This is a genomic window from Streptomyces sp. A012304, from assembly GCF_026008495.1.
Taxonomy (GTDB): domain Bacteria; phylum Actinomycetota; class Actinomycetes; order Streptomycetales; family Streptomycetaceae; genus Streptomyces.
Map to the genome: position 1 here is coordinate 1 of NZ_BQUN01000112.1, position 24,570 is coordinate 24,570.

The 24,570-nt window shown below is 72.9% G+C and carries 20 protein-coding genes and 1 pseudogene; 16 read left to right on the top strand and 5 right to left on the bottom strand.

Translation table 11 applies throughout. From position 1 onward, the window contains the following. Positions 1 to 704 (bottom strand): annotated as a pseudogene (locus ALMP_RS28725) (hypothetical protein); the annotation flags it as partial. Between the two features lie 181 nt (positions 705 to 885). On the opposite strand from ALMP_RS28725, the gene ALMP_RS28730 reads away from it, so the two are divergent. The 13 genes from ALMP_RS28730 to ALMP_RS28790 all read left to right on the top strand — a co-directional run bounded on the left by ALMP_RS28730 (position 886) and on the right by ALMP_RS28790 (position 14,532). After that, complete coding sequence (locus tag ALMP_RS28730; protein WP_264933504.1) at positions 886 to 2,460, top strand: phage tail sheath family protein; 1,575 nt, start codon at positions 886 to 888, stop codon at positions 2,458 to 2,460. 107 nt (positions 2,461 to 2,567) lie between these two features. After that, positions 2,568 to 3,011, top strand: a complete 444-nt coding sequence (locus ALMP_RS28735) for a phage tail protein (protein WP_264933505.1) — start codon at positions 2,568 to 2,570, stop codon at positions 3,009 to 3,011. Next, positions 3,011 to 3,496 (top strand): hypothetical protein, encoded by a 486-nt coding sequence (locus tag ALMP_RS28740; RefSeq protein ID WP_264933506.1) that lies wholly within the window; start codon positions 3,011 to 3,013, stop codon positions 3,494 to 3,496. Before ALMP_RS28735 ends, ALMP_RS28740 begins: the two co-directional genes overlap by 1 nt. Then, positions 3,493 to 3,636 carry a DUF6760 family protein gene (locus tag ALMP_RS28745; protein ID WP_264933507.1) on the top strand — a complete coding sequence of 48 codons (144 nt, stop codon included), beginning with the start codon at positions 3,493 to 3,495 and terminating at the stop codon, positions 3,634 to 3,636. The genes ALMP_RS28740 and ALMP_RS28745 overlap by 4 nt, the downstream gene beginning before the upstream one ends. Positions 3,637 to 4,395: 759 nt before the next feature. Beyond that, positions 4,396 to 6,708 (top strand): hypothetical protein, encoded by a 2,313-nt coding sequence (locus ALMP_RS28750; protein ID WP_264933508.1) that lies wholly within the window; start codon positions 4,396 to 4,398, stop codon positions 6,706 to 6,708. A gap of 37 nt (positions 6,709 to 6,745) precedes the next feature. Then, a complete protein-coding gene (locus tag ALMP_RS28755; RefSeq protein WP_264933509.1) occupies positions 6,746 to 7,183 on the top strand; it encodes a phage tail protein in 438 nt (145 codons plus the stop codon). Continuing rightward, complete coding sequence (locus ALMP_RS28760; RefSeq protein ID WP_264933510.1) at positions 7,180 to 8,004, top strand: LysM peptidoglycan-binding domain-containing protein; 825 nt, start codon at positions 7,180 to 7,182, stop codon at positions 8,002 to 8,004. The genes ALMP_RS28755 and ALMP_RS28760 overlap by 4 nt, the downstream gene beginning before the upstream one ends. Then, positions 8,004 to 9,875, top strand: a complete 1,872-nt coding sequence (locus tag ALMP_RS28765) for a VgrG-related protein (RefSeq protein WP_264933511.1) — start codon at positions 8,004 to 8,006, stop codon at positions 9,873 to 9,875. The genes ALMP_RS28760 and ALMP_RS28765 overlap by 1 nt, the downstream gene beginning before the upstream one ends. 116 nt (positions 9,876 to 9,991) lie before the next feature. After that, complete coding sequence (locus ALMP_RS28770) at positions 9,992 to 10,273, top strand: PAAR domain-containing protein (RefSeq protein ID WP_189941071.1); 282 nt, start codon at positions 9,992 to 9,994, stop codon at positions 10,271 to 10,273. 7 nt (positions 10,274 to 10,280) lie between these two features. Then, positions 10,281 to 10,694 carry a GPW/gp25 family protein gene (locus tag ALMP_RS28775; RefSeq protein WP_264933514.1) on the top strand — a complete coding sequence of 138 codons (414 nt, stop codon included), beginning with the start codon at positions 10,281 to 10,283 and terminating at the stop codon, positions 10,692 to 10,694. Beyond that, positions 10,691 to 12,637: a putative baseplate assembly protein gene (locus ALMP_RS28780; RefSeq protein ID WP_264933516.1), complete on the top strand. Its 1,947-nt coding sequence runs from the start codon at positions 10,691 to 10,693 to the stop codon at positions 12,635 to 12,637. The genes ALMP_RS28775 and ALMP_RS28780 overlap by 4 nt, the downstream gene beginning before the upstream one ends. Then, the gene (locus ALMP_RS28785) at positions 12,638 to 13,195 is read left to right on the top strand and encodes a phage tail protein (protein WP_264933518.1); all 558 of its coding nucleotides are present in this window, start codon (positions 12,638 to 12,640) and stop codon (positions 13,193 to 13,195) included. Then, a complete protein-coding gene (locus ALMP_RS28790) occupies positions 13,192 to 14,532 on the top strand; it encodes a hypothetical protein (RefSeq protein ID WP_264933520.1) in 1,341 nt (446 codons plus the stop codon). The genes ALMP_RS28785 and ALMP_RS28790 overlap by 4 nt, the downstream gene beginning before the upstream one ends. 155 nt (positions 14,533 to 14,687) lie before the next feature. On the opposite strand, the gene ALMP_RS28795 is transcribed toward ALMP_RS28790, so the two are convergent. From ALMP_RS28795 to ALMP_RS28810, 4 genes are all read right to left on the bottom strand, one after another. Continuing rightward, the gene (locus ALMP_RS28795) at positions 14,688 to 17,351 is read right to left on the bottom strand and encodes a BTAD domain-containing putative transcriptional regulator (RefSeq protein WP_264933522.1); all 2,664 of its coding nucleotides are present in this window, start codon (positions 17,349 to 17,351) and stop codon (positions 14,688 to 14,690) included. Positions 17,352 to 17,785: 434 nt separating this feature from the next. Beyond that, positions 17,786 to 18,931 carry a galactonate dehydratase gene (gene dgoD, locus ALMP_RS28800; RefSeq protein ID WP_264933523.1) on the bottom strand — a complete coding sequence of 382 codons (1,146 nt, stop codon included), beginning with the start codon at positions 18,929 to 18,931 and terminating at the stop codon, positions 17,786 to 17,788. A 127-nt stretch (positions 18,932 to 19,058) separates the two neighbouring features. Then, positions 19,059 to 19,826, bottom strand: a complete 768-nt coding sequence (locus ALMP_RS28805) for an SDR family NAD(P)-dependent oxidoreductase (protein ID WP_264933524.1) — start codon at positions 19,824 to 19,826, stop codon at positions 19,059 to 19,061. Beyond that, positions 19,823 to 20,872, bottom strand: coding sequence for a LacI family DNA-binding transcriptional regulator (locus ALMP_RS28810; RefSeq protein ID WP_264933525.1), 1,050 nt, complete (start codon positions 20,870 to 20,872; stop codon positions 19,823 to 19,825). Before ALMP_RS28810 ends, ALMP_RS28805 begins: the two co-directional genes overlap by 4 nt. 471 nt (positions 20,873 to 21,343) lie before the next feature. Here ALMP_RS28810 and ALMP_RS28815 point away from each other — a divergent pair, with 471 nt between their 5' ends. Genes ALMP_RS28815 through ALMP_RS28825 form a run of 3 tightly spaced genes read left to right on the top strand, consistent with a single transcriptional unit; the run spans position 21,344 to position 24,536 of the window. After that, positions 21,344 to 22,690: an extracellular solute-binding protein gene (locus tag ALMP_RS28815; protein WP_264933526.1), complete on the top strand. Its 1,347-nt coding sequence runs from the start codon at positions 21,344 to 21,346 to the stop codon at positions 22,688 to 22,690. After that, entirely contained in the window at positions 22,687 to 23,715 is a 1,029-nt protein-coding gene (locus ALMP_RS28820) for a carbohydrate ABC transporter permease (protein WP_264933528.1), read from the top strand. Before ALMP_RS28815 ends, ALMP_RS28820 begins: the two co-directional genes overlap by 4 nt. Further along, positions 23,715 to 24,536: a carbohydrate ABC transporter permease gene (locus ALMP_RS28825; protein ID WP_264934001.1), complete on the top strand. Its 822-nt coding sequence runs from the start codon at positions 23,715 to 23,717 to the stop codon at positions 24,534 to 24,536. Before ALMP_RS28820 ends, ALMP_RS28825 begins: the two co-directional genes overlap by 1 nt. The last annotated feature ends 34 nt before the right edge of the window (positions 24,537 to 24,570 follow it).

The window sequence follows — 24,570 nt, forward strand, 5'->3', positions numbered from 1 at the left end:
GGGGTGAGGGGGGTGACCGGCTTGTCCTTGGCCTGGGACAGGTCCGGTCCGGCCTTCGTGGCGGTGTCGATCTCCTTGGCGGAGGTCTGCTTGCCCTGGCTGACCTGTCCGTCGACCTGCCCCTTGACGGCCTCCGCCTTGCCCGACCCGGAGAAGTTGTCGGCCTCGTCCAGGTTCTTCGGCGCCTGGGCGGCGATGGCCTGGTTGACGGCGGCGATGAACCCGGCCTTGTCGAACACGCCGGGCTTGGCGGCGTTCATCTTCTCGGCCTGCGCGGCCTTGCCCTGGGCCTGCTTGTCGTCCGGTGGGGCGACGGCGGCGTCCTGCGCGGCCTTCGCCTCCGCGGCGGCGGGAGCGTGCCGGGAGGCCGTGGTCTTCTTGACCCGCACCTCGGACTTCAGGCCCTGGAAGGCGGGCGACGCCGACGGCGGCGGCTTGACCGGCGGGGCCGGGGCGGCCGTGGAGGGCGGAGCCGCGGTCTGGCGCTGCGCGACCAGCCGGGCCACCGCCGCGTTCCCCGCCCGTGTCTGCAGCAGACGCAACTGCTGCGGGGCGAGTTCCGCCGGAGGGCCGCTCTCCGGCCCGGACACCGTGGTGGGTGAGGCGGACTCCTCGACCGTGGACCGGGTCTGGGCAGGGGCCGCCGGGCGTGCCGGCGCCGCGGTGGTCCTCGCGCTGGGTTTTTTGTCCGGCGCCGACTTCATGGCGGCAAGTGTTCGGGTTCGTGGCCACTCGTACACGAGAACGGTGGGAACGGCCGGGGGAAGGGCCGCGTGCCTGATCGGGCAGCGGGCTGTGCACCGCGCCGCGGACGACGACACGTTCCGGGTGATCGCGACCGAAAGTCAGAATCTGCTTCGGCCGCTGGTCAAGGGAGGAGTCAGTATGCCGTCGTATCTGTCCCCGGGCATCTACGTCGAGGAAGTGGAGGCCGGGGCACGACCGATCGAGGGAGTGGGCACCTCGGTCGCCGCGTTTCTCGGCTTCGCCCCGCAAGGGCCTCTGAACGAGCCGACACTCGTCACCAACTGGAGCCAGTACGTGGGTGTCTTCGGCGACTTCGTCGAGGGTTCCTACCTGGCGTCCGCCGTGTACGGGTACTTCGCCAACGGGGGAGGGAACTGCTACGTCGTTCGGATCGGCGACGGCGGGAACGGCGTCGCGGGAGAACTGCCGGGCGGGGCCGCCGGCGGGACGACGGGCGGTGAGTCCGCGGCCGAGGCGCTGCTCGGCGGATTCCGGGTCCGGGCGCTGCCGGGCGTCACCGGTGAGGTCACGGTGGAGGTCGGCGGGGCGGAGGGCGAGGCGCCGCCGAACGAGGCGTTCAAGCTGGTGGTCAAGGTGGACGGGGAGGAGAAGGAGACCTACCCCTCGGTGTCCGCCCGTCGCGGCAAGGACAACGTCGTCACCAAGGTCAAGGAGAAGTCGCGGATCATCGCCCTGGAGGAGGTCAGCCGGGCCGCCGCGTCGGCCAGGCCCGACACCGGCACGGTCGTCCTCGCGGCCAAGTCCGGCACGGCGCCCGCTCCGGCGGGGTCCGACGCGGTCGCGCTGTCGGCCGACACCTACATCGGTGACGCGGACGAGCGGACGGGCTTCGGCGGGCTGGAGGCCATCGACGAGATCACGATGGTGGCCGTGCCCGACCTGATGAGCGCCCACCAGCGGGGCATCGCCGATGACGAGACCGTCATCGCGGTGCAGCAGGCCCTGATCGCCCACTGCGAGCTGATGGGCGACCGGGTCGCCATCCTGGACGCTCCCCCCGGGCTGTCGCCGCAGCAGATCAAGAACTGGCGGATGGACACGGCCGGCTTCGACTCGAAGTTCGCGACGCTCTACTACCCGTGGATCAAGGTGTTCGACCCGTCGGTCGGCCGTAACACCTTCGTCCCGCCGAGCGGGCACATCGCCGGCGTGTGGGCGCGCAACGACGAGTCGCGCGGTGTGCACAAGGCACCGGCGAACGAGGTCCTGCGCGGCGCGGTCGGCCTCCAGACGCAGATCACCAAGGGCGAGCACGACCTGCTGAACCCCATCGGCGTCAACTGCGTCCGCTCCTTCCCGGGCCGCGGCATCCGGGTGTGGGGCGCCCGCACCCTCTCCTCCGACCCCGCCTGGCGCTACCTGAACGTACGCCGGCTCTTCAACTACCTGGAGGAGTCGATCCTGACCGGCACGCAGTGGGTCGTCTTCGAACCGAACGACGACGCCCTGTGGGCGCGCATCCGGCGCACGATCTCGGCGTTCCTGGTCAACGAGTGGCGCAAGGGCGCGTTGTTCGGGCTGACCCCGGACGAGGCCTTCTACGTCAAGTGCGACCGGGAGACCAACCCCGCCGAGAGCATCGACGCCGGCCAGGTCATCTGCGAGGTCGGGGTCGCCCCGGTCAAGCCCGCGGAGTTCGTGGTGTTCCGGCTGGCACAGCTGTCGGGCGGCACGGGATCGGTCGACGAGTAGCAGAACGGCAGGCGGATCACGGCCCGACGGCAACGGGCCGCCCGCGGATCGGTCCCGGGGCGGTGGAAGACCACCGTCCACACACGAGATGAGCCATGGAGGCTGGGATGGCACTCCCCGAACTTGACAGCTCTGTCGGCCACTCCTTCGGGCTGGAATTCGACGGCGTGGTGATCAAGCAGATCACCGAGGTCAGCGGCTTGAAAATGGAACAGGACGTCATCGAGCTCAAGCAGAACACCGCCGACGGAAAGTACGCCATCAAGAAGCTGCCGGGCCGCCCCAAGGCCGGCGAGGTCACCGTCACCCGCGGTCTGACCGAGGACAACAGCTTCGAGGCGTGGATCAAATCGTCCCGGTTCGGCAAGATGGGCGACGCCCGCAAGAACGGCGCGATCATCGTCTACGACTACGAGGGCAGCGCGATCAAGCGCTACCAGTTGATCAACGCCTGGCCGAAGTCGCTGGAGATCGGCACCCTCAAGGCCGGCGACACCTCGGTCCTCACCGAGAAGCTCTCGATCACGTACGAGAGCATGGAAGTTGAGTGATGCGCAGGACGGCGCCCGCGCAGGCGCGGCAGGCGGCACCGCCGGTCCCGGACGCACCGGGGCACGACCACATCGGGGAACCGGGCGAGAGCCCGAACGGTGCGGGGCGTGACACGCTCCGCACCGAGTTCGCCTTCGAACTGCCCCGGGGGTACGTGGACGCGTCCGGCACCGTGCACCGGCACGGTGTGATGCGGCTGGCCACCGCCCGGGACGAACTCATCCCGCTGCGGGACGACCGGGTGCGGGAGAACTCCGCGTACCTGTCGGTGGTCCTGATCGCCCGTGTGATCACCCGGCTCGGCACCATCGAGGACGTCCACGCGGGCATCGTGGAAGACCTGTTCGCCTCGGATCTCGCCTTCCTCCAGGACTTCTACCGGCGGATCAACGCGGAGGGCCACACCCGCGCCGCGGTCACCTGCCCCTCCTGCCAGGAACACTTCGCCGTGGACCTCGCCGGGGGCCGCCTGGGGGAATCGTGACGTACGCGGTCGACCGCCTCTACGAGGAGATCGCGTACCTGGCCTATCACTTCCACTGGCCGCTCGAAGAGCTGCTCGATCTGGAACACCCCGAACGGCAGCGGTACGTCGAGCAGATCGCCCGTCTCAACGGGCGGTGAGAGGACACCGAGATGGGACTGCTGTCCTGGCTGACGAGGAGCCGTGAAGGCTCGGGGGGCGTTCCGGAGCCCGGGCCACGAGCGCGCGCCGACGCCGGGACGACGCCCCCCGGACCGGACGCGGCGACGGACGCACCGGTCCCGGCCGGGTGGCGGTCGACGCCGCCCGTGCAACGCACGCTGGGCGCGGCCATGGGGCTGGTCACCGACCCCGGCGGGTTCGGCCGGCGCCTCGGTACCTGGCAGGATCCGACGGTCAGCGGACCGCTCGGCCATCTCGTGAGCCCGCAGGCCCCGTCCGGCGTCGGCCACGGGCTGGCGGAACCCACGCCGGTACAGCGGACGAGTTCACGGCCCCAGGCGCCGGCGCAGGCGTGGGCGGGCGAGTCCGGCGTGGACGCAGCCATCGCCTCAAGGGTCGGGGACCGGCAGGACATCGACGGCGGGTCCGTGGACCTGCGGGGTGACCCTCACGGCGCGGGTGACCCTCACGGCGCGGGTGGCCCGGTCATCTCCCGGTCGGTGTCCCCGGCCGGGGGCACGGCACGGCACCCGGACCATGCGTCGCACCCGACGCCGAGCCCGACGCCGAGCCCGACGCCGAACCCGATGCCGAGCCCGGACCGGGGCGCGGGCCGCGACCCGTCGGTGTCCGACGGCGTACGAGCGGCCACTTCCGCGCCGCTTCCCCTCGCGCCGCTCCAGCGGACGACCTTTCCGTCGCCCGGCCCGGGGCCGGACACGGCACCGTCCGCTCCGGTGCCGGTCCTGCGCTTGCGGTCCGTTCCGGCAGCCCCCGAGGGCCCCGCGCCCGCCCGCCCCCTGGTCGTCGCCGAGCCACCGGACGTACCCGTACGGGAACTCGAGGCGCTCCCCCCTTCCGCGCCGGACGCGGACCCCGGCCCCCTGGCCCCGGGCACGCCGGCCGAGCCCGTCGCCGACCTGCTCGCCACGCCCGGCACCCGTGCGGAGCGGGACGAGGAGGGCGGCGTCGTGCAGCGGACCGAAGCGTCGCCCGCCGGCCGGCCGACGGCGGCAGCGGACACGGCCGCACTCCCGCTCGCCGCGCCACGCACCGGCACAGCCGCCGGCCAGGGACCGGACGCCGCGCCCACCGCGCCGCTCGTCGGCGGCACGGACGGAGCGGAGCCCGCCGTGCAGCCGGTGGTGCAGCGTGATGTCACGGCCCCGCCGCGTCCGCGTCATCGGGGTCTCGGTGAGCCGCTCGCCGCGCTGCCGCCGACCGCCGTGCCCCTCCCGGGCCCGCCGGCGCCACCGGCCGGGTCCGCCGTTTCTCCTTCCGTCGCCTCCGAAGCGCAGGTCTCCCGAACCGTGGAGGTCCCGTGGACACCGGCGGCACCGCAGGATCCGCCCGTCCCGCACGCTCCGCCGGCGCCGGCGCCGCTGGACGCGGCAGGCTCGGCCGACCCTGGTGTGCCGTCGTCGGACGGCGAGGGCACCGCGCCGCTGCTCGGCGACGCGCCACCGTTGACCACGGACCCGGTGGACCTCGGCACCGGCCTCTCGCCCGAGACGGCGACCGGCTCCGGCGCCGACGCCGTGGAGGTCGGTCCCGTGTCCGTCCCCTCAGGCCCAGGCACCTTCCCCCTGGGCCCGGGTGCAGGACCGGATGCCGGCTCCGGACCCGTCACCGGTTCCGGTGGTGCCGCGCCGCTGGGCCCGGTCGCGGTGCAGCGACTCGACGCTCCCGGCGGCTCGCCCGACACACCCTCGTCGACCGGTGCGACGCCCGTGCTCGCGGAGGCCGGCCGGGCGCCGCTGCTCGGGGACGCCGGACCGCTGGGGGTGAGCGACACGGTGGTGCGTGAGGCGCCCGGCCCGGGCGAGATGGTGACGGCGTCGACGCCCATGCCGGTGCGGAGGCTGGACGCCGTGAACGCCGTGGACGCCGCCACGCTTCCCGGCGCGGTGCCCGAGGCGGGGGCCGGCGCCGGGTCGGCGGCCCGGGGCACCGGCCCCGTGTCCCCGCTGGTGGCGCAGCGCTCGCTGCCTCTCTTCACGGTGCCGGAACCGGGACCGTCCGCCGAGGCGACCGTCGCCTCCGAGCCGCCGGTCGCGGTCCCGGTCCGCTGGGAGCCGGTCGGGGGCGGGGCGTCCGTCTCGGGGGCCGGCGGTTCCGGAGGCCACGCTCCTCGGGCCGGCGGTTCCGGAGGCCATGGCCGGTCCGCCGACGCCGCGGCCGACGGCTTCGGCGGGCCCGGCGACCACGGCGGCCCCCGCGACGGGCACACCCCGACCGGCGGCGGCAGCGCGTACCCCGGCGCCGGCGCAGTCTCCGCCTCCGGCGACGCGGGCGGCGTCGTGCAGCGGATCGCGGGCACCGGTGCGGTGGCCCTCGCCCACGGCGCCCCGTCTGCCTGGTCCTCCGGAGACACCGCACTCCGAGGCGTCTCGGGGATCCCCGGACTCCCGGGACTCCCCGACGTCTCCCGACTCCCCGGGTCCCCGGAACCCTTCGGTGGCTCAGGTGCCGGTGCCTTCGGCCTCGGCGGCGCCCGCCAGCCGTTCACCCGGGGGCTCCAGGGGCCGGGCGCCCTCGGTCCCGCGGTCCCGCTCCAGCGGCTCCCCGAGGCGCCCGGCGCCGCTCCGCCGCCCACGCGCCGCGCTGTCCCGCCGGTGCCCCCGACCCCGTCCCCTCAGGGACGGACGCCGTCGGATCCCACGCTGCCCGGCGTCAGCGCGGGGGCCGCGGCGGTCGCCGCCGGAGTGGCCCGGTGGATGCCGGACGGCTCCGTGGAGTTCACCGCGCCCGCCGTGCAACGCGCCGAGGACGGCACGCCGGTCACCGAACCGCCCGCCGACCCGCCGGCGCAGGGCGAGCCGGCCGATCCACCGGCGCCGCCCGCCGGCGCCGAGGCCCCCGACGCCGCCGGCGGCTCCTCGACCCCGGCCGCCGGCCCGGGGAAGGCCGGCGGGGCCGGCGGGGCCGGCGCCCCCAAGGTCACGGACGAACTCGTCCGCGCCCTCGTCGCCCCCCTCAGCAGGCTGCTCAAGGCGGAGCTGCGCATCGAACGCGAACGCGCCGGGTCCTTGATCAACCTCCGGCACTGACAGAGCACCCGGTACCGACAGAAAGGCAGGGCACCCGATGTCCACGACCCAGGACCCGGCGGTCTCGGTCTGCTTCGTCGTCACGATCGACGGGATCGAGCTGGGGTCGTTCAACAGCTGTGAGGGGCTGGGCTGCGAGGTGGTGCTGGAGACCCGCGAGGAAGGCGGGAACAACGGCCACGTCTGGCAGTTGCCGACGCGCCTGAAGTACCCCAACGTCAAACTCTCCCGGCCGCTGACGAAGGAAACCCAGAAGGTGGCCCAGTGGTTCGCCAGCATGACCACCGGCTTCGCCCGCAAGACCGCGCACATCGAGGCGCGTACCGGCGACGACGTGATGGTCGCCCGCTGGGGCCTGCTGGAGGTGGTGCCGGTGCGCTGGACCGGGCCGACGTTCAACCCCGAGTCGCCCAAGGTCGCCATCGAGACCATCGAGATCGCGCACCACGGTTACATGATGGAGCCCGGAGCATGAGCGGGCCCGTGGCGTTCAGCGCGGCAGGCGGCGCGAAGTCGGCGTCGGCCGCGGGCGGTGGCGCGCGCCCCAAGCTGGAGCACGCCTACCTCGAACTGCGCACCCCGCCCTCGGGCGGCAGCCTCACCCCCGGCGGACCCTGCGGCCGGATCGACTTCCAGTTCAATCCCAAGGAACTCAGCCTGGGCAAGTCGGCGTCCTGGAAACGCACCCCCGCCAAGGGCGCCAAGAGCGCGGGCCCGCCGGAGTACCAGGGGCCGCAGCCCAGCAAGCTCACCGTCGAGATGTTCTTCGACGCGAGCGACACCCAGGACACCAGTGTCGTCAAGGCCGTGGAGAGTCTGTTCGCCTGCTGCGTACCGACCAACGAGACCCGGCAGGCGCAGCGGTCGTCGCCGCCCTGGGTCATCTTCCACTGGGGCGGCATCACCGGCTTCCCCGGCTACGTCAGCCAGGTCCAGGTCAAGTACACGCTGTTCACCACGTCCGGGGTGCCGATCCGCGCGGTCTGCCAGGTGACGATGGAGGAGATCAGCGGAGAGACAGCCGGCCAGAACCCGACCTCGGGGGCGCTCACCGCCCGCCGTGTCCACCGGCTCCGCGCCGGCGACACGCTCCAGGGGCTCGCCTGGGCCGAGTACGGCGACGCGGCCGCCTGGCGGGCCATCGCCGAGGCCAACGGGATCGACGATCCGATGCGGCTGGCCGAGGGGCGGGAACTGCTGCTCCCCGCGGTCGACGAACTGGACGCGGTGCCGGGCGGGGCGGCGGAGCCCCTCGCGTCCGGGTCCGCGGCGACCGGCGGCAGGAGGGACGTCTGATGGCCAATGACACCGTCGCCAAGATCCTGGTCGTGGAGATCGGCGGCACCAGGCTCCCCGCCGACCTCGCCAACACCCTGGTGGACGGCTACGTCGACGACAGCCGGATCCTGCCCGACACGTTCGTCCTGCGGTTCCGCGACCCCAGCCGGGTACTGCTCGACAAGGCCGGCATCAAGATCGGCTCCGAGGCGCGGCTGCTGGTCGCGTCCGGCGCGGGCGGCTCGCCGAAACCGCTGCTCAAGGGTGAGGTGACCGCGCTGGAACTGGACTTCGACGAGACCGGTACGTTCACCGTGGTCCGTGGGCTGGACAAGGCGCACCGGCTCTTCCGGGGCCGTCGCGTCGCCGCCTACCAGAACATGACCGTCGCGGACATCTGCCGCCGCGTCGCCCAGCGCGCCGGGCTCGGGACGGGGAAGATCGACGTGTCCGGCCCGGTCCTCGAACACGTCGCCCAGGCGAACGTCTCCGACTGGGACTTCGTCCGCGACCTGGCCGAGGACGCCGGAGCGCAGGCGTACGTCATCGACGGCGCCCTGCACGTCACCAAGCCCACCGACGCCTCCGGTGCGCCCGGCTCCTCGGCCCGCGCCGACCGGGACCCGCTCGTGCTGGAACTCGGGAAGAACCTGGTGCGCTGCCGCGCCGGGGTGACCGCCGCCGGGCAGGTCTCCCAGGTCCAGGTGCGCGGCTGGGACACCAAGACCAAGCGGGCACTGGTCGGCACGGCCGAAGCGGGCAAGGCGGACACCGTCCAGCTGGGCATCGGCCCGGCGGACGCGGCGGGCCCCTTCGGGAAGGCCGACTACCTCGTCACCGACAACACCTACGGCGTGCAGGCCCGCGTCGAGCAGGTCGCCAAGGCGCTGGCGCAGCGGATCGCCGGGTCGTTCGCCGAGATGGAAGCGGTCATCCAGGGAAACCCCGAGGTCAGGGCCGGTGGCGCGGTCGCGCTGTCCGGGGTCGGTGCCCCGTTCGAGGGCCGGTACACCGTCACCGCCTCCCGGCACGTGTTCGACGCACGGCGCGGCTACGAGACCTGGGTGACCGTCTCGGGCCAGCAGGAACGCTCCCTGTCGGCGCTGGCCGGCGGCGCCACGGGCCGGGCGGGCCGGCTCCCCGAGGTGGACGGCGTGGTCATCGGTCTCGTCTCCGACACCAAGGACCCGGACAAGCTCAGCCGCGTCAAGGTGAAGTTCCCCTGGCTGTCCGACGAGTACGTCAGCGACTGGGCCCGCTGCGCGCAGACCTCCGGAGGAGGGGGCAAGGACGGCAAGGGAACGTCCGCGTTCGCCCCGGAGGTCGGTGACGAGGTGCTGGTCGGGTTCGAGCAGGGCAGGCTCGACCGCCCGTACGTCCTCGGCTGCCTCTTCAACGGGCAGGACAAGCCGTCCACGGCGAGCGGCGACCTGATCGACGCGACCAGCGGCGCCGTCAACCGGCGGTCGTTCTCCTCCCGCAGCGGCAACCAGCTCGAACTGCTCGACAACGCCTCCGGCCCGCAGGGCGTCCGGATGGTCACCGGCGACGGCAAGCTCACCATCGACCTCGACCGCAAGGGCACCAAGATCATCGTGCACAGCGACGGAACGGTGGAGATCGACGCCAAGGACAAGGTCACCGTCAAGGCGGGCAACGGCGCGCTGATGGACGCCGGCAGCGGCACCCTCGAACTGACCGGCAAGTCGGTGAAGGTGACCGCGCAGACCGGCGTCCAGGTCGACGGCGGCAGCGGCCAGGTCGGGCTCACGACGAGCGGGGGAGTGGAGGTGAAGGGCAGCCAGGTCGCGGTCAACGGCACCGCGCGCACGGAGATCAAGGGCGGGGCGACCTGCACGATCAACGCGGGCCTGGTCCGGATCAACTGACGGGGCGCCGCGTGGCACGTACGACACCTCGCACGACGGCGACCGGCTCCACGGCCGGCCCCGGTACGACGAAGCGACGACGAGAAGCGAACAGCCGACGAGAAGGAGCCTCCTGCATGCCACCCGCCGCCCGCGTCGGCGACCCCACCGGCCACCCGGGGACGGTCGGCCCGCCCGGCGCACCCACCGTCCTCATCGGCGGCATGCCCGCCGCCACCGTCGGTACGACCCACACCTGCGCCTTCCCGCCGCCCGCCGTGCATCCGCCGTCCGTGATCATTCCGCCGGGGTGCCCCACGGTCCTGATCAACGGCAAGCCCGCCGCCCGCATCGGTGACACCGCCGCCTGCGGGGCACCGATCGTCGCGGGCTGTCCGACCGTCCTGATCGGCGGGTGAGCGGCTGATGGGACAGCAGTTCGTCGGCGCGGGCTGGGCGTTCCCGCCGCGCACCGACGCCACCGGGAGCATCGCCCTGGTGCGCGGCGAGCGGGAGATCGAGGAATCGATCCGGCTCGTGCTCGCGACCTCCCCGGGGGAGCGCCCCATGCGGCCGGAGTTCGGCTGCGCCATCCACGACTACGTGTTCGCCCCCGCCGACGCCGGCACCGCGGGCCAGGTCGCCTACGAGATCCGGCTCGCCCTGGACCGCTGGGAGCCGAGGATCGAGGTCGTGGGCATCGACGTCCGGTTCGACGCCGTGGAGGACGGCGTGCTGTACATCGACATCAGCTACACCGTGCGCGGCACGAACGACCCCCGCAACCTCGTGTTCCCGTTCTATGTGATCCCCGCACACGAGGAAGGAGCGGGTCCGTGACGCTGCCCAGCCCCAATCTCGACGACCGGAGGTTCCAGGGACTCGTCGACGACGCCAAGAGGTTCGTCCAGCAGCGTTGCCCCGAGTGGTCCGACCACAACGTCTCCGATCCGGGCGTGACGCTGATCGAGGCGTTCGCCACGATGGTCGACCAGCTCCTCTACCGCCTCAACCGCGTACCCGAGAAGAACTACCTGGCCTTCCTCGACCTGATCGGCGTCCGGCTGCACCCGCCCACCGCCGCCCGCACGGACGTCACGTTCTGGCTGTCCGCGCCGCAGCCCGAGCCCGTCCGGGTCAGGGCCGGTACCGAGGTCGCCACCGTGCGCACCGAGACCGAGGAGGCGGTGGTGTTCACCACCGTCCGTGACCTGTCGATCGTGCCGTGCGGGCTGACCCGGCTGGCGACCTGCCCCGGCGGGGGCGGCGCCGCCGACCGCACGCAGGAACTCGCCCTCGGCCGCGACGTGCCCTGCTTCGGTAGCGAGCCCGCCCCCGGCGACGCCCTGTACGTCGGCCTGAGCAACCCGGTCCCGGCCGGCGTCGTCGTGCTGCGCCTGGACTGCCGGGTCGACGGCGTCGGCGTCGACCCGCGGCGCCCGCCGCTGCGCTGGGAGGCGTGGGACGGCACGGTGTGGGCGCGCTGCGACGTCGAGGAGGACACGACCGGCGGCTTCAACCGCCCCGGCCAGGTGGTTCTGCACCTGCCGGAGAACCACACGGAATCCACGATCGCGCGTGAAGTCGCGGGGTGGGTGCGCTGCCGGCTGGTCTCCGCCGAGCCGGACCAGCCCACCTATCTCCAGTCGCCGACCATCCGTGAGGCCGAGGCCTTCACCATCGGCGCGACGGTCGAGGCCGTGCACGCCGAAACGGTGACGGACGAGGTCCTGGGGCTGTCCGAGGGCGTGCCCGGCCAGTCCTTCCACGTCGCCCGGCCCCCCGTCGTCCCGGGCGACGAGCCGTTCGTCGTGGAGGTGGCGGACGGCTCGGGCTGGTCGCCGTGGCACCGCGTCGACGACTTCGCCCACTCGGGCCCCGGCGACCGGCACGTGACGCTGGACCCGAACTCCGGCCGGATCGACTTCGGCCCGGCCGTTCGCGAGCCGGACGGGACGATCCGCTACTACGGCGCCGTGCCGGCCAAGGGCACCCCGGTGCGGATCCGCTCCTACCGCACCGGAGGCGGCAGCCAGGGCAACGTCGCCAAGGGCACGCTGCGGGTGCTGCGCACCTCCCTGCCGTTCGTCGCGCGGGCCGAGAACCGGCGGTCCGCCGTCGGTGGGGTCGACGGGGAGAGCGTGGAGAGCGCCAAGGTCCGCGGCCCCATGACGCTGAGCACCCTGTACCGGGCGGTCGTCCCACGCGACTACGAGGTGCTGGCCCGCGAGGTCGCCCCGGACGCGGCGCGCGTCGCCTGCGTCCCCGCGGGGGAGGGCGAGGAGGGCGGCGTACGGCTGCTGCTGGTGCCGGCCGTGCGGAGCGACGAACAGGGCCGGCTGCGCTTCGACGACCTGGTGCCGCCCCGGGAGACGCTGCGGGGCCTCGCCGACTACCTGGACGAGCGCCGTCCCATCGGCACCCGGCTGGTGGTCGAGCCGCCCTACTACCAGGGGGTCACCGTCGTGGCGTCCGTCCTGGCGGCCCGCGGCGTGGCCGCCGACCCGGTCCGCACCGCTGCGCTGGCCGCCCTGTACGGGTATTTCAACCCGATCACCGGAGGCCCGAGCGGACAGGGATGGCCGTTCGGGCGGCCGATCCACGCCGGTGAGGTGTACGCCGTCCTCCAACGGGTGCCGGGCGTCGACCTCGTCGAGGACGTCAGGCTCTTCCCGGCCGACCCGCTGACCGGGCAGCGCGCCGAACCGGTCACCAGGATCGTGCTCGACCCGCACGCCCTCGTCTTTTCCTACGAGCACCAACTCCGAATGCGGGAGGCCTGAATGCGCGCAGCGGTCGCGGGACTGCCCACGCCCCACCCACTCATCTACCAGCTCCCCGCCGTCTACCTGGGGGAGGACTTCATCCAGCGGTTCCTCGGGGCGCTGGACGAGGTCCTCGCGCCGGTGCTGCTGACCGTCGACAACCTTCCCGCCCACCTCGACCCGCGTACCGCCCCGGAGGACTTCCTGGCGTGGATGGGCGAGTGGGTGGCCACGGACCCGGCCGCCGGCCAGTCGGCCGGGCAGCGGCGGGCCGCGGTCCTCGGGGCGGTGGAACGGCACCGCAGACGGGGAACGAGAGGCGGACTCGCCGAAGCCGTACGGCTGGAGTTCGGCACCGAGCCGGAGATCGAGGAGACCGGCGGGACGTCGTGGTCCGAGACGGCACGCAGCCCCCTGCCCGGGCCGGCCGGTGCCCCGCCGCGGGTCACCGTACGGGTGCGGGTGGCCGACCCGGACGCGGCGGGCGCGCAGCGGCTGCGCCAGCTGGTGGCCGGTGAGGTGCCGGCGCACGTCGGATACGACACGCACCTGCTGCCCCTCGCGGACGCGTCATGAGCGGCCCCGGCGGGCCGGCCTGCCCGGACTGCGGCCACCGCAACGCGCCGGACGCGGCGTTCTGCGCGTCCTGCAACGCCTTCCTGGAGTGGGAGCAGAACGGCGCCGGCTCCGCGAGCGGCGGCCAGGCCACCGGAACCGCGCCCCGCACGGCGGCCGCGGGGACCGCCGTCTCCGGCCCGGCGGTGCCGAGTCCCGTGGCGTCGGGCACCGCGACACCGGACGCCTCCGGTTCCGGGCCGTCCGCCCGGACGGCCGCGGCCGCCGGTCCCGCGCCGGAGCCGGCGGCCACCCGGACCGCTCCCGTCCTGCCCCGGCCGCAGACCTCGGCACCCGCTCCGACACGGCCCGGGACAGAGGAGCCGCCCGCGTCCGCGCCGGAGCCGGCCGCCCCGAGTCCGGCGAACCCGTCCCCGTCCGTTCCCGCCGCGCAGGCCGGGCCGGTCCGGCCCCGGACGCCCGCGGATCCCGGCGTCTCGGGCACCGTGCGGCGGCCCGGTGAACGGTCGGCCGACCCGGACGACGTGCCCGCGCCGACGGACCCCCAGGACACCCCCGCGACCGGGACCGCGCCCCGCTCCCCGACCCCGGTCCACGACCTGGTCTGTCCGGCGTGCGCACAGGCCAACCCCCGTACCCGCACCCTGTGTCTGCGCTGCGGCGCCGTTCTCACCGCGACCGTGGTGACGCGGGAGCGGCTCTCGTGGTGGGAGCGGCTGCTGCGGCGGTTCCGCCGTCCGCCGCGCAGACTCGCGGCCGGACAGCGCCCTCCGTCCCGGGCCTGGCGACGGCCGAGCCTCGCGATCCCGATCACGCTGGCCCTCCTGCTCGGCGGCGGCTACCTCGCCCGGCCCCACCTGGGCAGCCTCATCGACAACCTGCGGAACAAGACGGCCGAACCCACCCCTGTCAACCCGAAGTTCGCGGACGCGTCCAGCCACCTCAGGGGCCATGGGCCGAACCTGGCCTTCGACGGGGCGAACAACACCTACTGGGCGCCGGCGCCGGTCGGCGCGGGGACGGGTGAGGCTGTGGAGGCACGCTTCGAACAGCCCGTCACGCTCGAGAAACTCATCATCCACACCGGCGTCTCGGTCAACAAGGACGAGTTCCTCAAGCAGGCCAGGCCGTCCGTCCTCGATGTCGAGCTGGGCGAACCGGGCGGCGCCATGGTGAAGAAGCGACTCGAACTGGAGGACAAGCCGGGGCCGCAGACGCTGGACCTCCAAGGGAAGAACGTCAGCTCGGTGCGGTTCATCGTCCGGTCCAGTTACGGAGCGGAGGCGAAGGGCCGGCACACGGCGATCCTGGAAGCCGAGTTCTTCGGCCGGCGATGACGTCGGCCGGAGCACACGGCGAGTTCGGCGGCCCGGTTCTTCGGCCGGCGATGACGGCGGACGGCGGCGACCGGGGGGTGGCGGCTCGTCGAACGGACGTGATCGTCCCCGGGACCGTCACCGAGCGTTGTTCCCGCGCACCCCGGCGCCCGCCGCTACATCGGGTGGGAGAGCCCGCCGGACGACGGGATCCCCAGCGAGGCCAGCATCGCCGAGTAACCACGCCGGGCCCGCGCGCTGTCGGCCGCGAGCCCCGCGGCGTCGCAGGCCCGGATCAGGACCCGCCAAGCGGCGTCGCGGTGCCCGTCGATCTCGAGGCAGCGCTCGGCCGCCTCCACGGCCTCCACGGGCCGGCTCTGGGCGAGACGTATCTCGGCCAGGGCCACGGCCGAGTTGGCCGCTTCCCGACGCAGCCGTTCCCGGTCGGCGATCACCCACTCGGCCAGCCCGTCCTCGGGCAGCAGCTCACCCGCGTAGTGGTCCAGAGCGACACGGAACGCCTCCGCCGCCTCCTCCAGCCGGTCCTGCGCCCGGGCGCGTCGGCCGTCGCGCACCGCCCGCTCGAACGCCACGACGTCGCTCACATCGCCGGGTGCCAGCACCAGCCGGTAGGAATCGCCCTGCCGGGCGATGAGCCGGGAACCGCCCCTGGGACGTTCCGGTTCCAGGAAGGAACGCAGACTGGAGACCGTCACCTGGAGGTTGTGCAGCGTGGACGGGGTCGTCACTCCGTCCCAGAACGCGAGCAGCAGATGGTCACGGTGGACCGCCTGGCCGGCGCGTACCGCGAGGAGCCGCAGTACCGCCTGTGCCCTGGGGCGCAGCTTCGCCCAGTCGTGCGCGCGCCCGGCCAGGGTGAACTCGAAACCACCGAGGCAACGCACCGTCAGGCCCGGTGCCGACGGTGCCGACGGTGCCGCGAGGACGCGTCCGGGCGCGGTGGGGTGGTGCCCGCCCGCTCTGGTCCTGCCCGTCGCCGCCGCGCCGTCCCCGACCGGGCCGGCGGGGGCCGCGAGCGCGGTGAGCCAGGAGCGCAGCCCGGCCACCGGCAACCCCGCGGACCGGGCGGTCGACCAGGCGGCCTCCTGCAGCTCGGCCCTGCTCGCCACGTCGGGCGCCGCCAGGGCCATCGCGCCCATGGCCAGCGCGCGTGCGCCCGGTACACCCGCCGACCGGGCGAACGCCTCCGCCTGTGCGGCGCGCTGTCCCGCGTCCGGCAGGTCGTGCGCGGCCTCCACGACGGCGAGGGCGGCCCGGCCCCACGCCTCCAGCGTGCCCCAGCCCAGCGCCCGGAACCGCCGCACGACGTCCTCCAGCTCGCCGATGCCGGGGTGCCCCGCCCGCACCGAGCGCAGGCACCCGGCCAGCGCGGCGAGCGCCGCCCCTTCGGTGTCGCCGAGCCGGGTGCACTCGTCCAGCACGACGACCGGCTGCCCGGCGTCCTCGGGATGCGGCCCGAGGCCCAGCAGGCACCGGGCGGCCCGGCTCAGCCACAGCAGGTCCAGCCGTTCGGCGTCGTAGGCGATCCGCTGGAGTTCCGGGTAGGGGACCGGCCCGGCCGGGCCCTCGGCCAGCACGTCCAAAGCCACCCGGACCAGCTGTCCGGACAGCGCGACCAGGGCGTCGTCCGTCGCCTCCGCCACGGCCCGGCGCACGATGGTGCCGGCCGTCCTGTCGCCGGTCAGGGCGGCGGCGATGCCCTGGACGAGGAGCGCGGCGGAGCTGTCGGAACCGCCCTCGGTGACGCGCCCGGGGGAGCGGCCGAGGCACGCGTCGGGGGTGCCCGCGACGACGGCGCGCAGCGGGTGGGGCCAGTCGGCGGGCCCGCGGGGGCGCACCGCCGAGAGCGGCGGGTCCAGTTGACCACCTGCCGCGGCGCAGGCGGCGGCCCGGCTGCCCAGCCGCGCCCGTTCGGTGTCGGTCAGCGTGCTGGTGAGCCACGCGCGCAGGGATTCGCGGAGCAGGGGCTCGGCGCCGTACGTCCGTCCGTCCGGGTCGGCGCGCAGGACCCCGTGGTCGTGGGCCAGGGACCAGAGCATCTCGGCGCTGTCGGCCCGGCCGGTCAGCGCCTGGCAGGCGTCGGCGGTGAGCCGGGTCAGCAGGCAGGTCTCCGTCAGGAACCGTCTGAGACGGTCGGGGAGCGGGGCGAGCACCTCCCGGTCCAGGTATTCGCGGCCGAACAACCCCTCGGCCAGGATCCGCTGCTGACCCGTGTCGGGGCGGGCCGCCACGGCCTTGGCGAACAGCCTCAGCGTCGCGGCCCTGCCGCCGGTGGACCGGACCAGGGGCAGTGCGATTCCGGGGCGCAGCGCCGTGTCGTACAGGTGCCGGAAGAGGTGCTCGACCTCCCAGGAACGGAAACGCAGCGCGTCGGCGTTCACCACCGTCGCGCTCGACGCCTCCAGCGCGGCCACCGACAACCCTGCGGCGGGGCGCGTGCCGATCAGTACCCGTGGGTGCGGCGGTGCCAGCTGCCCGAGCCGGACCACGAGCGCCCGCGCGGCCGCTGAGAGCAGGTGCATGTCATCGATGACGACCAGTCGTCCGGCCGCTCCGCCGCCGCCCGCGTCCCGGCGCCGCGCCACCTGCTGGGCCGCGCCGGACGGCCAGACGGCGCCCGCCAGGACGTCTGCCGGGTACCCGAGCGTGGTCAGCAACTCCCGCTCGTCGGCGCCGGGCCGGGCCTGGTACCACGTCACCGGGCCCGCATGCGCCTGGGCCGCGTGGGCCAGCAGCGCGGTCTTCCCGAAGCCGGGCGGGGCGACCACCAGGCCCGACGAGCAGTGGGTGAGCTGCTCGGTCAGACGACCCCGGGACATGGTGGCAGAGGCCGGTATCCGGAATGCGGTCCACTGCTGAGCCGGTAAAAGACTCGTCATATGTCTCATCTCCGTGGTTCCCGGACGCTCTTACGAGAATGTCCCATTCTGACGGTTTTTTCTTTTGTGCTGTTTTTCGTACGACAAAGCCTGGCAGATCATGGGGCGTAGGACTTGCGTGACCGTGGGGTGTCATTTTCGTGCTTTTCCCTCATCGGATGTGCCCGGAAACGGGTGATGACCAAGAGAGTTCTGTTCCGGGGCGCGGGGGACTGCTCGGCGCTCTCCCGCGGCATCCGGCATCCGGCAGCCGCTGGTGCTGCTGATGTCCGCTCTGACGAGCGCGCCGGGGAGCCGGCGAAACGCGAAAGGCCGCCCGACCAGGTCCTCCCTCTGGTCGGGCGCCCTTCCTCGCTCCGATGCCCTCTCCCGGACTACCAGGCGGCCAGTGAGCCGTCCGTGTTGCGCCAGACCGGGTTGCGCCAGCGGTGGCCGCGCTCCGCCGCGGCGCGGACCGCGTCCTCGTCGATGGTGATGCCGAGGCCGGGTGCGGTGGGGCGCTCGATGTAGCCGTCGTGGAAGGTGAAGGGTGTGGTGTCGGCGAGGTAGTCCAGCAGCCCGCCGCTGTCGCCGTAGCCGATGCCCAGTGCCTGTTCCTGGATGAGGAAGTTGGGGATCGCGAAGTCGAGCTGGAGGCTCGCCGCGAGGGCGATCGGGCCGAGCGGGCAGTGCGGGGCGACCAGGACGTCGTAGGTCTCGGCCATCGCGGCGATGCGGCGGGTCTCGGAGATTCCGCCGGCGTGGCTGATGTCGGGCTGGGCGACGGCGATGCCGTCGCAGAGCACCGAGCGGAAGTCCCAGCGTGAGTACAGCCGTTCGCCGGTGGCGATGGGGATCGAGGTGGAGCGCGCCACGGCGCCGAGGTCCTGGGAGAACTCCGGCAGCACGGGTTCCTCGACGAAGAGCGGCAGGAGCGGTTCCAGCAGGGGCAGCACTCGGCGGGACATCGCCCCGCTGAAGCGGCCGTGGAAGTCCAGCGCGAGGTCGCGGTCCGGCCCGATGGCCTCGCGGACCGCGCTCACGCCGTCCACGATGGCGTTGATCGCGGCGGGTGTGGCGAGCGGCTCCAGCTGGCCGCAGGGGTTCAGCTTGACCGCCGTCATGCCCTTGGCGACCTGTGCGGCCGCCGACTCGGCGAGTTCCTCGGGGCTCTCGCCGCCGACCCAGCCGTAGACCCGCACCCGGTCGCGCACATGGCCGCCGAGGAGCTGGTGCACCGGGACGCCGTGGGTCTTGCCCGCGATGTCCCACAGGGCCTGGTCGATACCGGCCAGGGCGCTGCTCAGGACGACACCGCCGCGGTAGAAGCCGCTCTTGGCGAGCACCTGCCAGTGCTCCTCGATCCGGGCGGGGTCCTGGCCGAGCAGGTAGTCGAACATCTCCTCGACGCAGCGGGCGACCGTCTGGGCCTTGCCCTCGACGATGGGCTCGCCCCAGCCGGAGATGCCCTCGTCGGTGTCGACGCGCAGGAAGAGCCAGCGCGGCTCGACGAGGAACAGCTCGTATCCAGTGATCTTCATGGAGTGGACCTCCGGGTCCTGTGTGAGGTGCGGCCTGGCGCGGGGAACCGCCCGCTCGGGGGCGGGGGGAGGAGGCGGGTGCGAAGGGGGTGCCGTGCGGCGGGAGGGGAGGGGGCCGCCGGCGGTTCTACTCGTGGGAGCTGATGCTGCGGCCACCGTCCACGAGCAGGTTCTGCCCGGTGACGAAGGCGGCGTCCTCGGAGGCGAGGAAGGCCACGGCGGCGGCGACGTCCTCGGGCACGCCGAGCCGGCCGACGGGGGTGCGCGCGATGGTCCGCGCCTTGTACTCGGGGGGTGTCTCGGCCCACAGCGCGGTGGTCACGGCTCCGGGCAGGACGGCGTTGAACCTGATCTGCCCGCCGTACTCGACGGCGAGCTGGCGGACCAGGGCGTCGATCCCGCCCTTGGCCGCCGCGTACGCGGGAAAGCCCTTGAAGCCGACGGCCGCGTGCACGGACGAGGTGACCACCACGGCGCCCCGGGCCGACCTGAGCAGGGGAACGGCGGCCCGGACGCCGTAGAACACCGAGTCGAGGCAGAGTCGCAGCTGGTCGTGCCAGAGAGTGTCGTCCAGTTCGTGTGCCGCTGCGGGCAGATTGCGGCCGGCGTTGAGGTGGAGCACGTCCAGACGCCCGGTCCAGGACTCGACGTCGGTGACGGCGGCTGCCCACTGGCTCGGCGAGGTGACGTCGAGGGGCCGGTCCCGCGCCCGCCCTCCCGCGGCGCGGATCTCCTCGGCCACGCGGTGGGCGCCCTCGGCGTCCACGTCGGTGACCAGGACGGACGCTCCCTCCGCGGCCAGCCGGTGGGCGGTGGCCGCCCCGATGCCGGAGGCGGCCGCGGTGAGCAGGGCCGTACGGCCGGTGAAACGCGCCGGTGCCGCGGCGACGGTCATGGTGTTCCTCCCGGTCCCGCCGGTCTGGTCGTGGATTCGCGCAGCACCAGCCGCGGCTCGGTCGGTACGACGACATCTCCCACCGGCGCACCCCGGACGGCGGCCACCAGGGCGTCCACGGCCGCGGTCCCCAGCTCGTACAGGGGCATCGCCACGGTGGTCAGCGGGGGATGGAGATGCGCGGCGACGGGCAGGTCGTCGTTGCCGATCACCGAGACGTCCTCGGGGACGCGCAACCCGAGACTGCGGATCGCGGCCATCGCACCCATCGCCTGAGCGAGCGAGCTGGTGTAGAGCGCGGTGACCGGCGGACGGCCCTCGCCGTCCAGGGGCCGCAGCAGTTCCAGCGCCGCCGACCGGCCGCCGTCCTCGGTGAAGTCCCCGGACGCGACCGGCGCGGCCGACAGCCCCAGCTCCCCGGCGTACCGCAGGAAGGCGTCCTTACGGGTGTCACTGGGGGTGATCCCGGGCGGGCCCGCGATGTGGCCGACCGCGCGGTGTCCGAGGCCGTGCAGGTGGTCGAGCGCGGTCACGCTGGAGCGGGCCACGTCCATGGTGACGTTGCGGCCGGAGCCCTCGACCGAGCGGTTGAGAAAGACATGCGGGACGGGGCTGCGGCTCAGCGCGTCCAGCAGGGGGTGACCGGGGCGGGCCGAGGCGATGAGCAGTCCGTCGACCCTGCCCTCCTGGACCAGGTCGTTGAAGGACTCGTCGGCCTCCTGCCCGTCGAAGTCCTCGGCCAGCAGGGAGAGATAGCCCAGTTCACGGGCGCGCTGGTAGGCGCCGCGGGCGATGGTGACGTACGTGGGGTTGTCCAGGGCGGGGACCAGCAGGGCCAGGGCGTGGGTGCTCGCTCCGGCCAGCGCCCGGGCCCCGGAGTGGGGGCGGTAGCCCAGCTCTTCGGCGGCCTCGTGGACTCGTCGGCGGGTCTCGGGCCGGACGTTCAGGTCCTGTCGGCCGTTGAGCACCTTGGACACGGTCGCCTTGGAGACTCCGGCCCTCTCCGCCACGTCCACCAGCCTCGCCCTGACGGGCTGTTCCGACACGTGGATCTCCCCTTCTCGGTGGGCGCCAGGGACCGCTCGACGTTGCGGCGGTGGCGCGTTCTGTTCTCTCAGCAACCTCTTGACACCTTCTGGCGCTGCAACCTAACGTTCGCCGCAGTTCGAGTCAACCGGTTTCCCCAGACGGAAATGAGCGACATGTCTGGGCAGAGCCCCGGAAACCGGTCCGTCGAGAACGCAGCAGTTCCATGGCCGAATACCGGCCATGGGCGGGGGTGTGACATGACGCCCCCGGACGAGTCACCGCGGACGCGACCACCGTCGCCGTCGCGGACGACGGTGCGGTGCCGACACACGTGCACGACAGCCGTGTGGGCGCCCGGTCCGGACATCTCGCGCCAGGGCGGTGCTTCCCGCCCGATCCGTCCCGCTCCTCTACCCCGTGCTCCTCCGCCGCTCTCCCCACGGCAACTCCGTATGCCTCGTTCGAGCCGCCCGAAAGGCAGTCCAGCTATGACCATCCCGACCGCAGGGTCCCTCGACAGACGTCGTTTCCTCACCTACTCCGGTGCCGCGCTCGGCGCGGCCGCGCTGTCCGGCTGTGCCGCTTCCGTCGACGACGGCTCGGGCGGCGGCGGTGCGCGGAGCGGCAGCACGACGCTCACGGTCATGTGCGAGAAGGACGACTTCGACATCAAGGCCGCCCAGGAGGCACTGGGTGTGAAGATCACGTACCTCAAGAGCGACCCCACCAAGCTCAACGCCATGCTGGCGAGCAAGACCCCGCCGGACCTGGTGCGCGGCCTCGGTGCCGTGGAGACCCCGTACTTCGCGGCGCGCAAGCTGATGACCGACCTGGACCCGTACTTCGCCAAGAGCACCGTCCTCAAGCCCTCCGACCTCGACCCGGTCAACGACCTCTGGCGTTACGAAGGCGGCAAGCAGGGCACGGGCCCCCGCTACGGCATGGCCAAGGACTTCTCGCAGGACCAGATGTTCTGGTACCGCACCGACCTGTTCGAGGCCGCGAAGCTGGACCTGCCCAGCGAGACCGAGGCGCTCTCCCGCGACGAGTGGCTCGACCTCGGCAAGCGCCTGGTCAAGCGCCGGCTGGGCAAGGTGAAGGTGTACGGCATGAACGCCACGGGACTCGGCTACTTCACCCAGATGATGGGCATGACCGCGTCGGCCGGCGGCAGCCTGTTCGCCGAGGACCTGGCCTCGGTGGACTTCTCCTCGCCGGAGGCGCTCAAGGCGCTCCAGTGGTACCTGGACTACACGAAGGCCGACATCGGACCGAGCGTCGTCAACCCCAACCCGGACGGCTGGGACTGGCCCACCTACCAGGCCGGCCGGATGGCGATGGCCTGCGACGGCTACTGGTTCGGCGGGGCGATCGCCGGCGATCCCAAGGTCGCCGAGGTCTCGCGCCTCGCCCCCGCGCCCCAGCTCGGCAGCGACCGCGTCAGCCCCTGTTTCGGCGCCACCGGCTTCTGGATCCCCAGGGACGCCAAGAACAAGGACGCGGCCTGGAAGTTCTTCGAGTGGTTCTTCGGCGGAGCGCCGGCCCAGGCCCGGGCCGCCGGCGGCTGGGGCATTCCCACCCTGAAGTCACTGCGCTCGAAGATGCCGCAGGAGAAGCCGTACCAGAAGCAGGCCTTCAAGGTGCAGGAGCAGGAGCTCGCGCACTTCTCGGCCCTGACCTTCACCCCGTACGCCCAGATCTCGTCCCTGGACGGAGTGATCAGCAAGGTGCTGCCGGGCGCGGTCAAGTCCGGCCACTCCGCGGGCAAGGTCGCGGACCAGCTGAACAAGCAGATGAACGACGTGCTCGCCCAGGGCAAGGACGTGCTGGGGTGAGCACCGAACAGCTCGCCGAACCCGCTGCCGGGCTCGCTGTGCGGGGCCCGGCCGGGGCCGCGGCCGCCGGGCCGCCGCGCCGGCGCCGCTCGTTGACGACGCGCAGGGCCTGGGCCTTCTACCTCTTCGCCGGCCCCTGGGTGCTGGGCTTCCTGACTCTGACGGCCTTCCCGCTCGGGTACGCGCTCTGGCTGAGCCTCACGAACTCCGACGGGCTGTCGGAGAACGCCCGCTTCGTGGGCCTGGACAACTACAGGGAGGTCCTCTCCGACTCGGAGACGCTGGCGTCCCTGGCACGCACGGGCGTGTTCACCGGGATGACCGTGCCGCTGACGATCGTGGCCGGGCTGTTCCTGGCGGTGCTGGTGAACCAGCCGATACGGGGCCGCGGCCTGTTCCGCACACTGCTGTACCTGCCCGCCGTGGTGCCGCCGGTGGGCGCCGCCCTCACCTTCAGGATGATCTTCGACCGTGACTCCGGGGCGGCCAACGGCCTGCTGGACCTCTTCGACGTCAACGGGCTCGCCTGGCTGGCGGATCCCTACGCCCGCTGGGTGCTGATCGTCCTGACCCTGTGGGGCGTGGGCAACGTCATGATCATCTCGCTGGCGGGACTCCAGGACATCCCCAGAGAGCTGCACGAGGCGGCCCGGGTCGACGGCGCCAGTCCCTGGCAGTCCTTCACCCGGATCACCCTGCCCCTGCTCTCGCCCGTCCTCTTCTTCCAGGTCGTCACCGGGATCATCGCCGCGCTGCAGACCTTCGCACCGCTGCTCATCTCGCTCGACCCCACCCCGAGGGGCCTCGGAAGCGTCCCGGAGAGCAACAACCTCTTCATGATCCACGTCCTCGACCAGTACCTCGTCGGAGGCCGTTACGGCTACGCCTCCGCCCTGCTCTGGGTGCTGTTCCTGATCATCGTCGCCGTCACCTTCGTCGTCTTCAAACTCAGCAAGGGCGCGGTCTTCTACTCCGTGGAACCGGAGCGCGCGAAGACCAAGACCCGCACGATCGGAGGCGCGTGATGGTGCTCTCCCGGCGCAGTGTCGTCTACATGCTCCTGGTCAGCGTCCTCGTCCTCATGCTCAGCCCCTTCGCCTGGCTCGCGATCACCGCGTTCAAGGACCCGTCGGAGCTGCGCGCCGTCCCCATCCACTGGTGGCCGCACCACCCGAGCCCTCAGAACTTCCTGGACGCGCTGACCAGTTGGGACTACCTCGGCTACGCCCGCAACTCCCTGACGATCGCCGTCATCTACTCGGTCCTCGCGACCCTCGCCTCGGCCTGGGCCGGGTACGGCTTCGCCCGGCTCGAAGCACCCGGGAAACGGGTCGTCTTCGGCGTGCTGCTGTCCACGATGATGCTGCCGCAGGTCATTACCCTCATCCCGACCTACCTGCTGTTCGCCAAGGTCAACCTCATCAACACGTACATGCCGTGGGTGCTGTGGGGTCTGTGCGGCGCACCGTATCTGATCTTCCTGTTCCGGCAGTTCTTCACCAACATGCCGAAGGAACTGGAGGAGGCCGCGATCGTCGACGGCTGCGGGCAGATCCGCATCTTCTGGCGGATCTTCCTGCCTCAGTCGTGGCCGGTCATCGCCACCAGCCTGATCCTGTCCTTCTCCTGGACCTGGGGTGACTGGATCGCGCCCGCGCTGCTGCTGGACACCGGCCGCACCACCCTCGCCGTCCAGCTCACGTACGGCTATGTCAACGCGCACGGTGGCCAGCTCAACAACCTCGTCGCGGCAGGCACCCTGGTGTACGTCGTGCCCGTGCTGGCGCTCTTCCTCATCCTGCAGCGCGGCTTCGTCGCCGGGATATCCACCTCCGGACTCAAGTGACGCTGTTTACCAACGCACCACAGTGCAAAGGAAC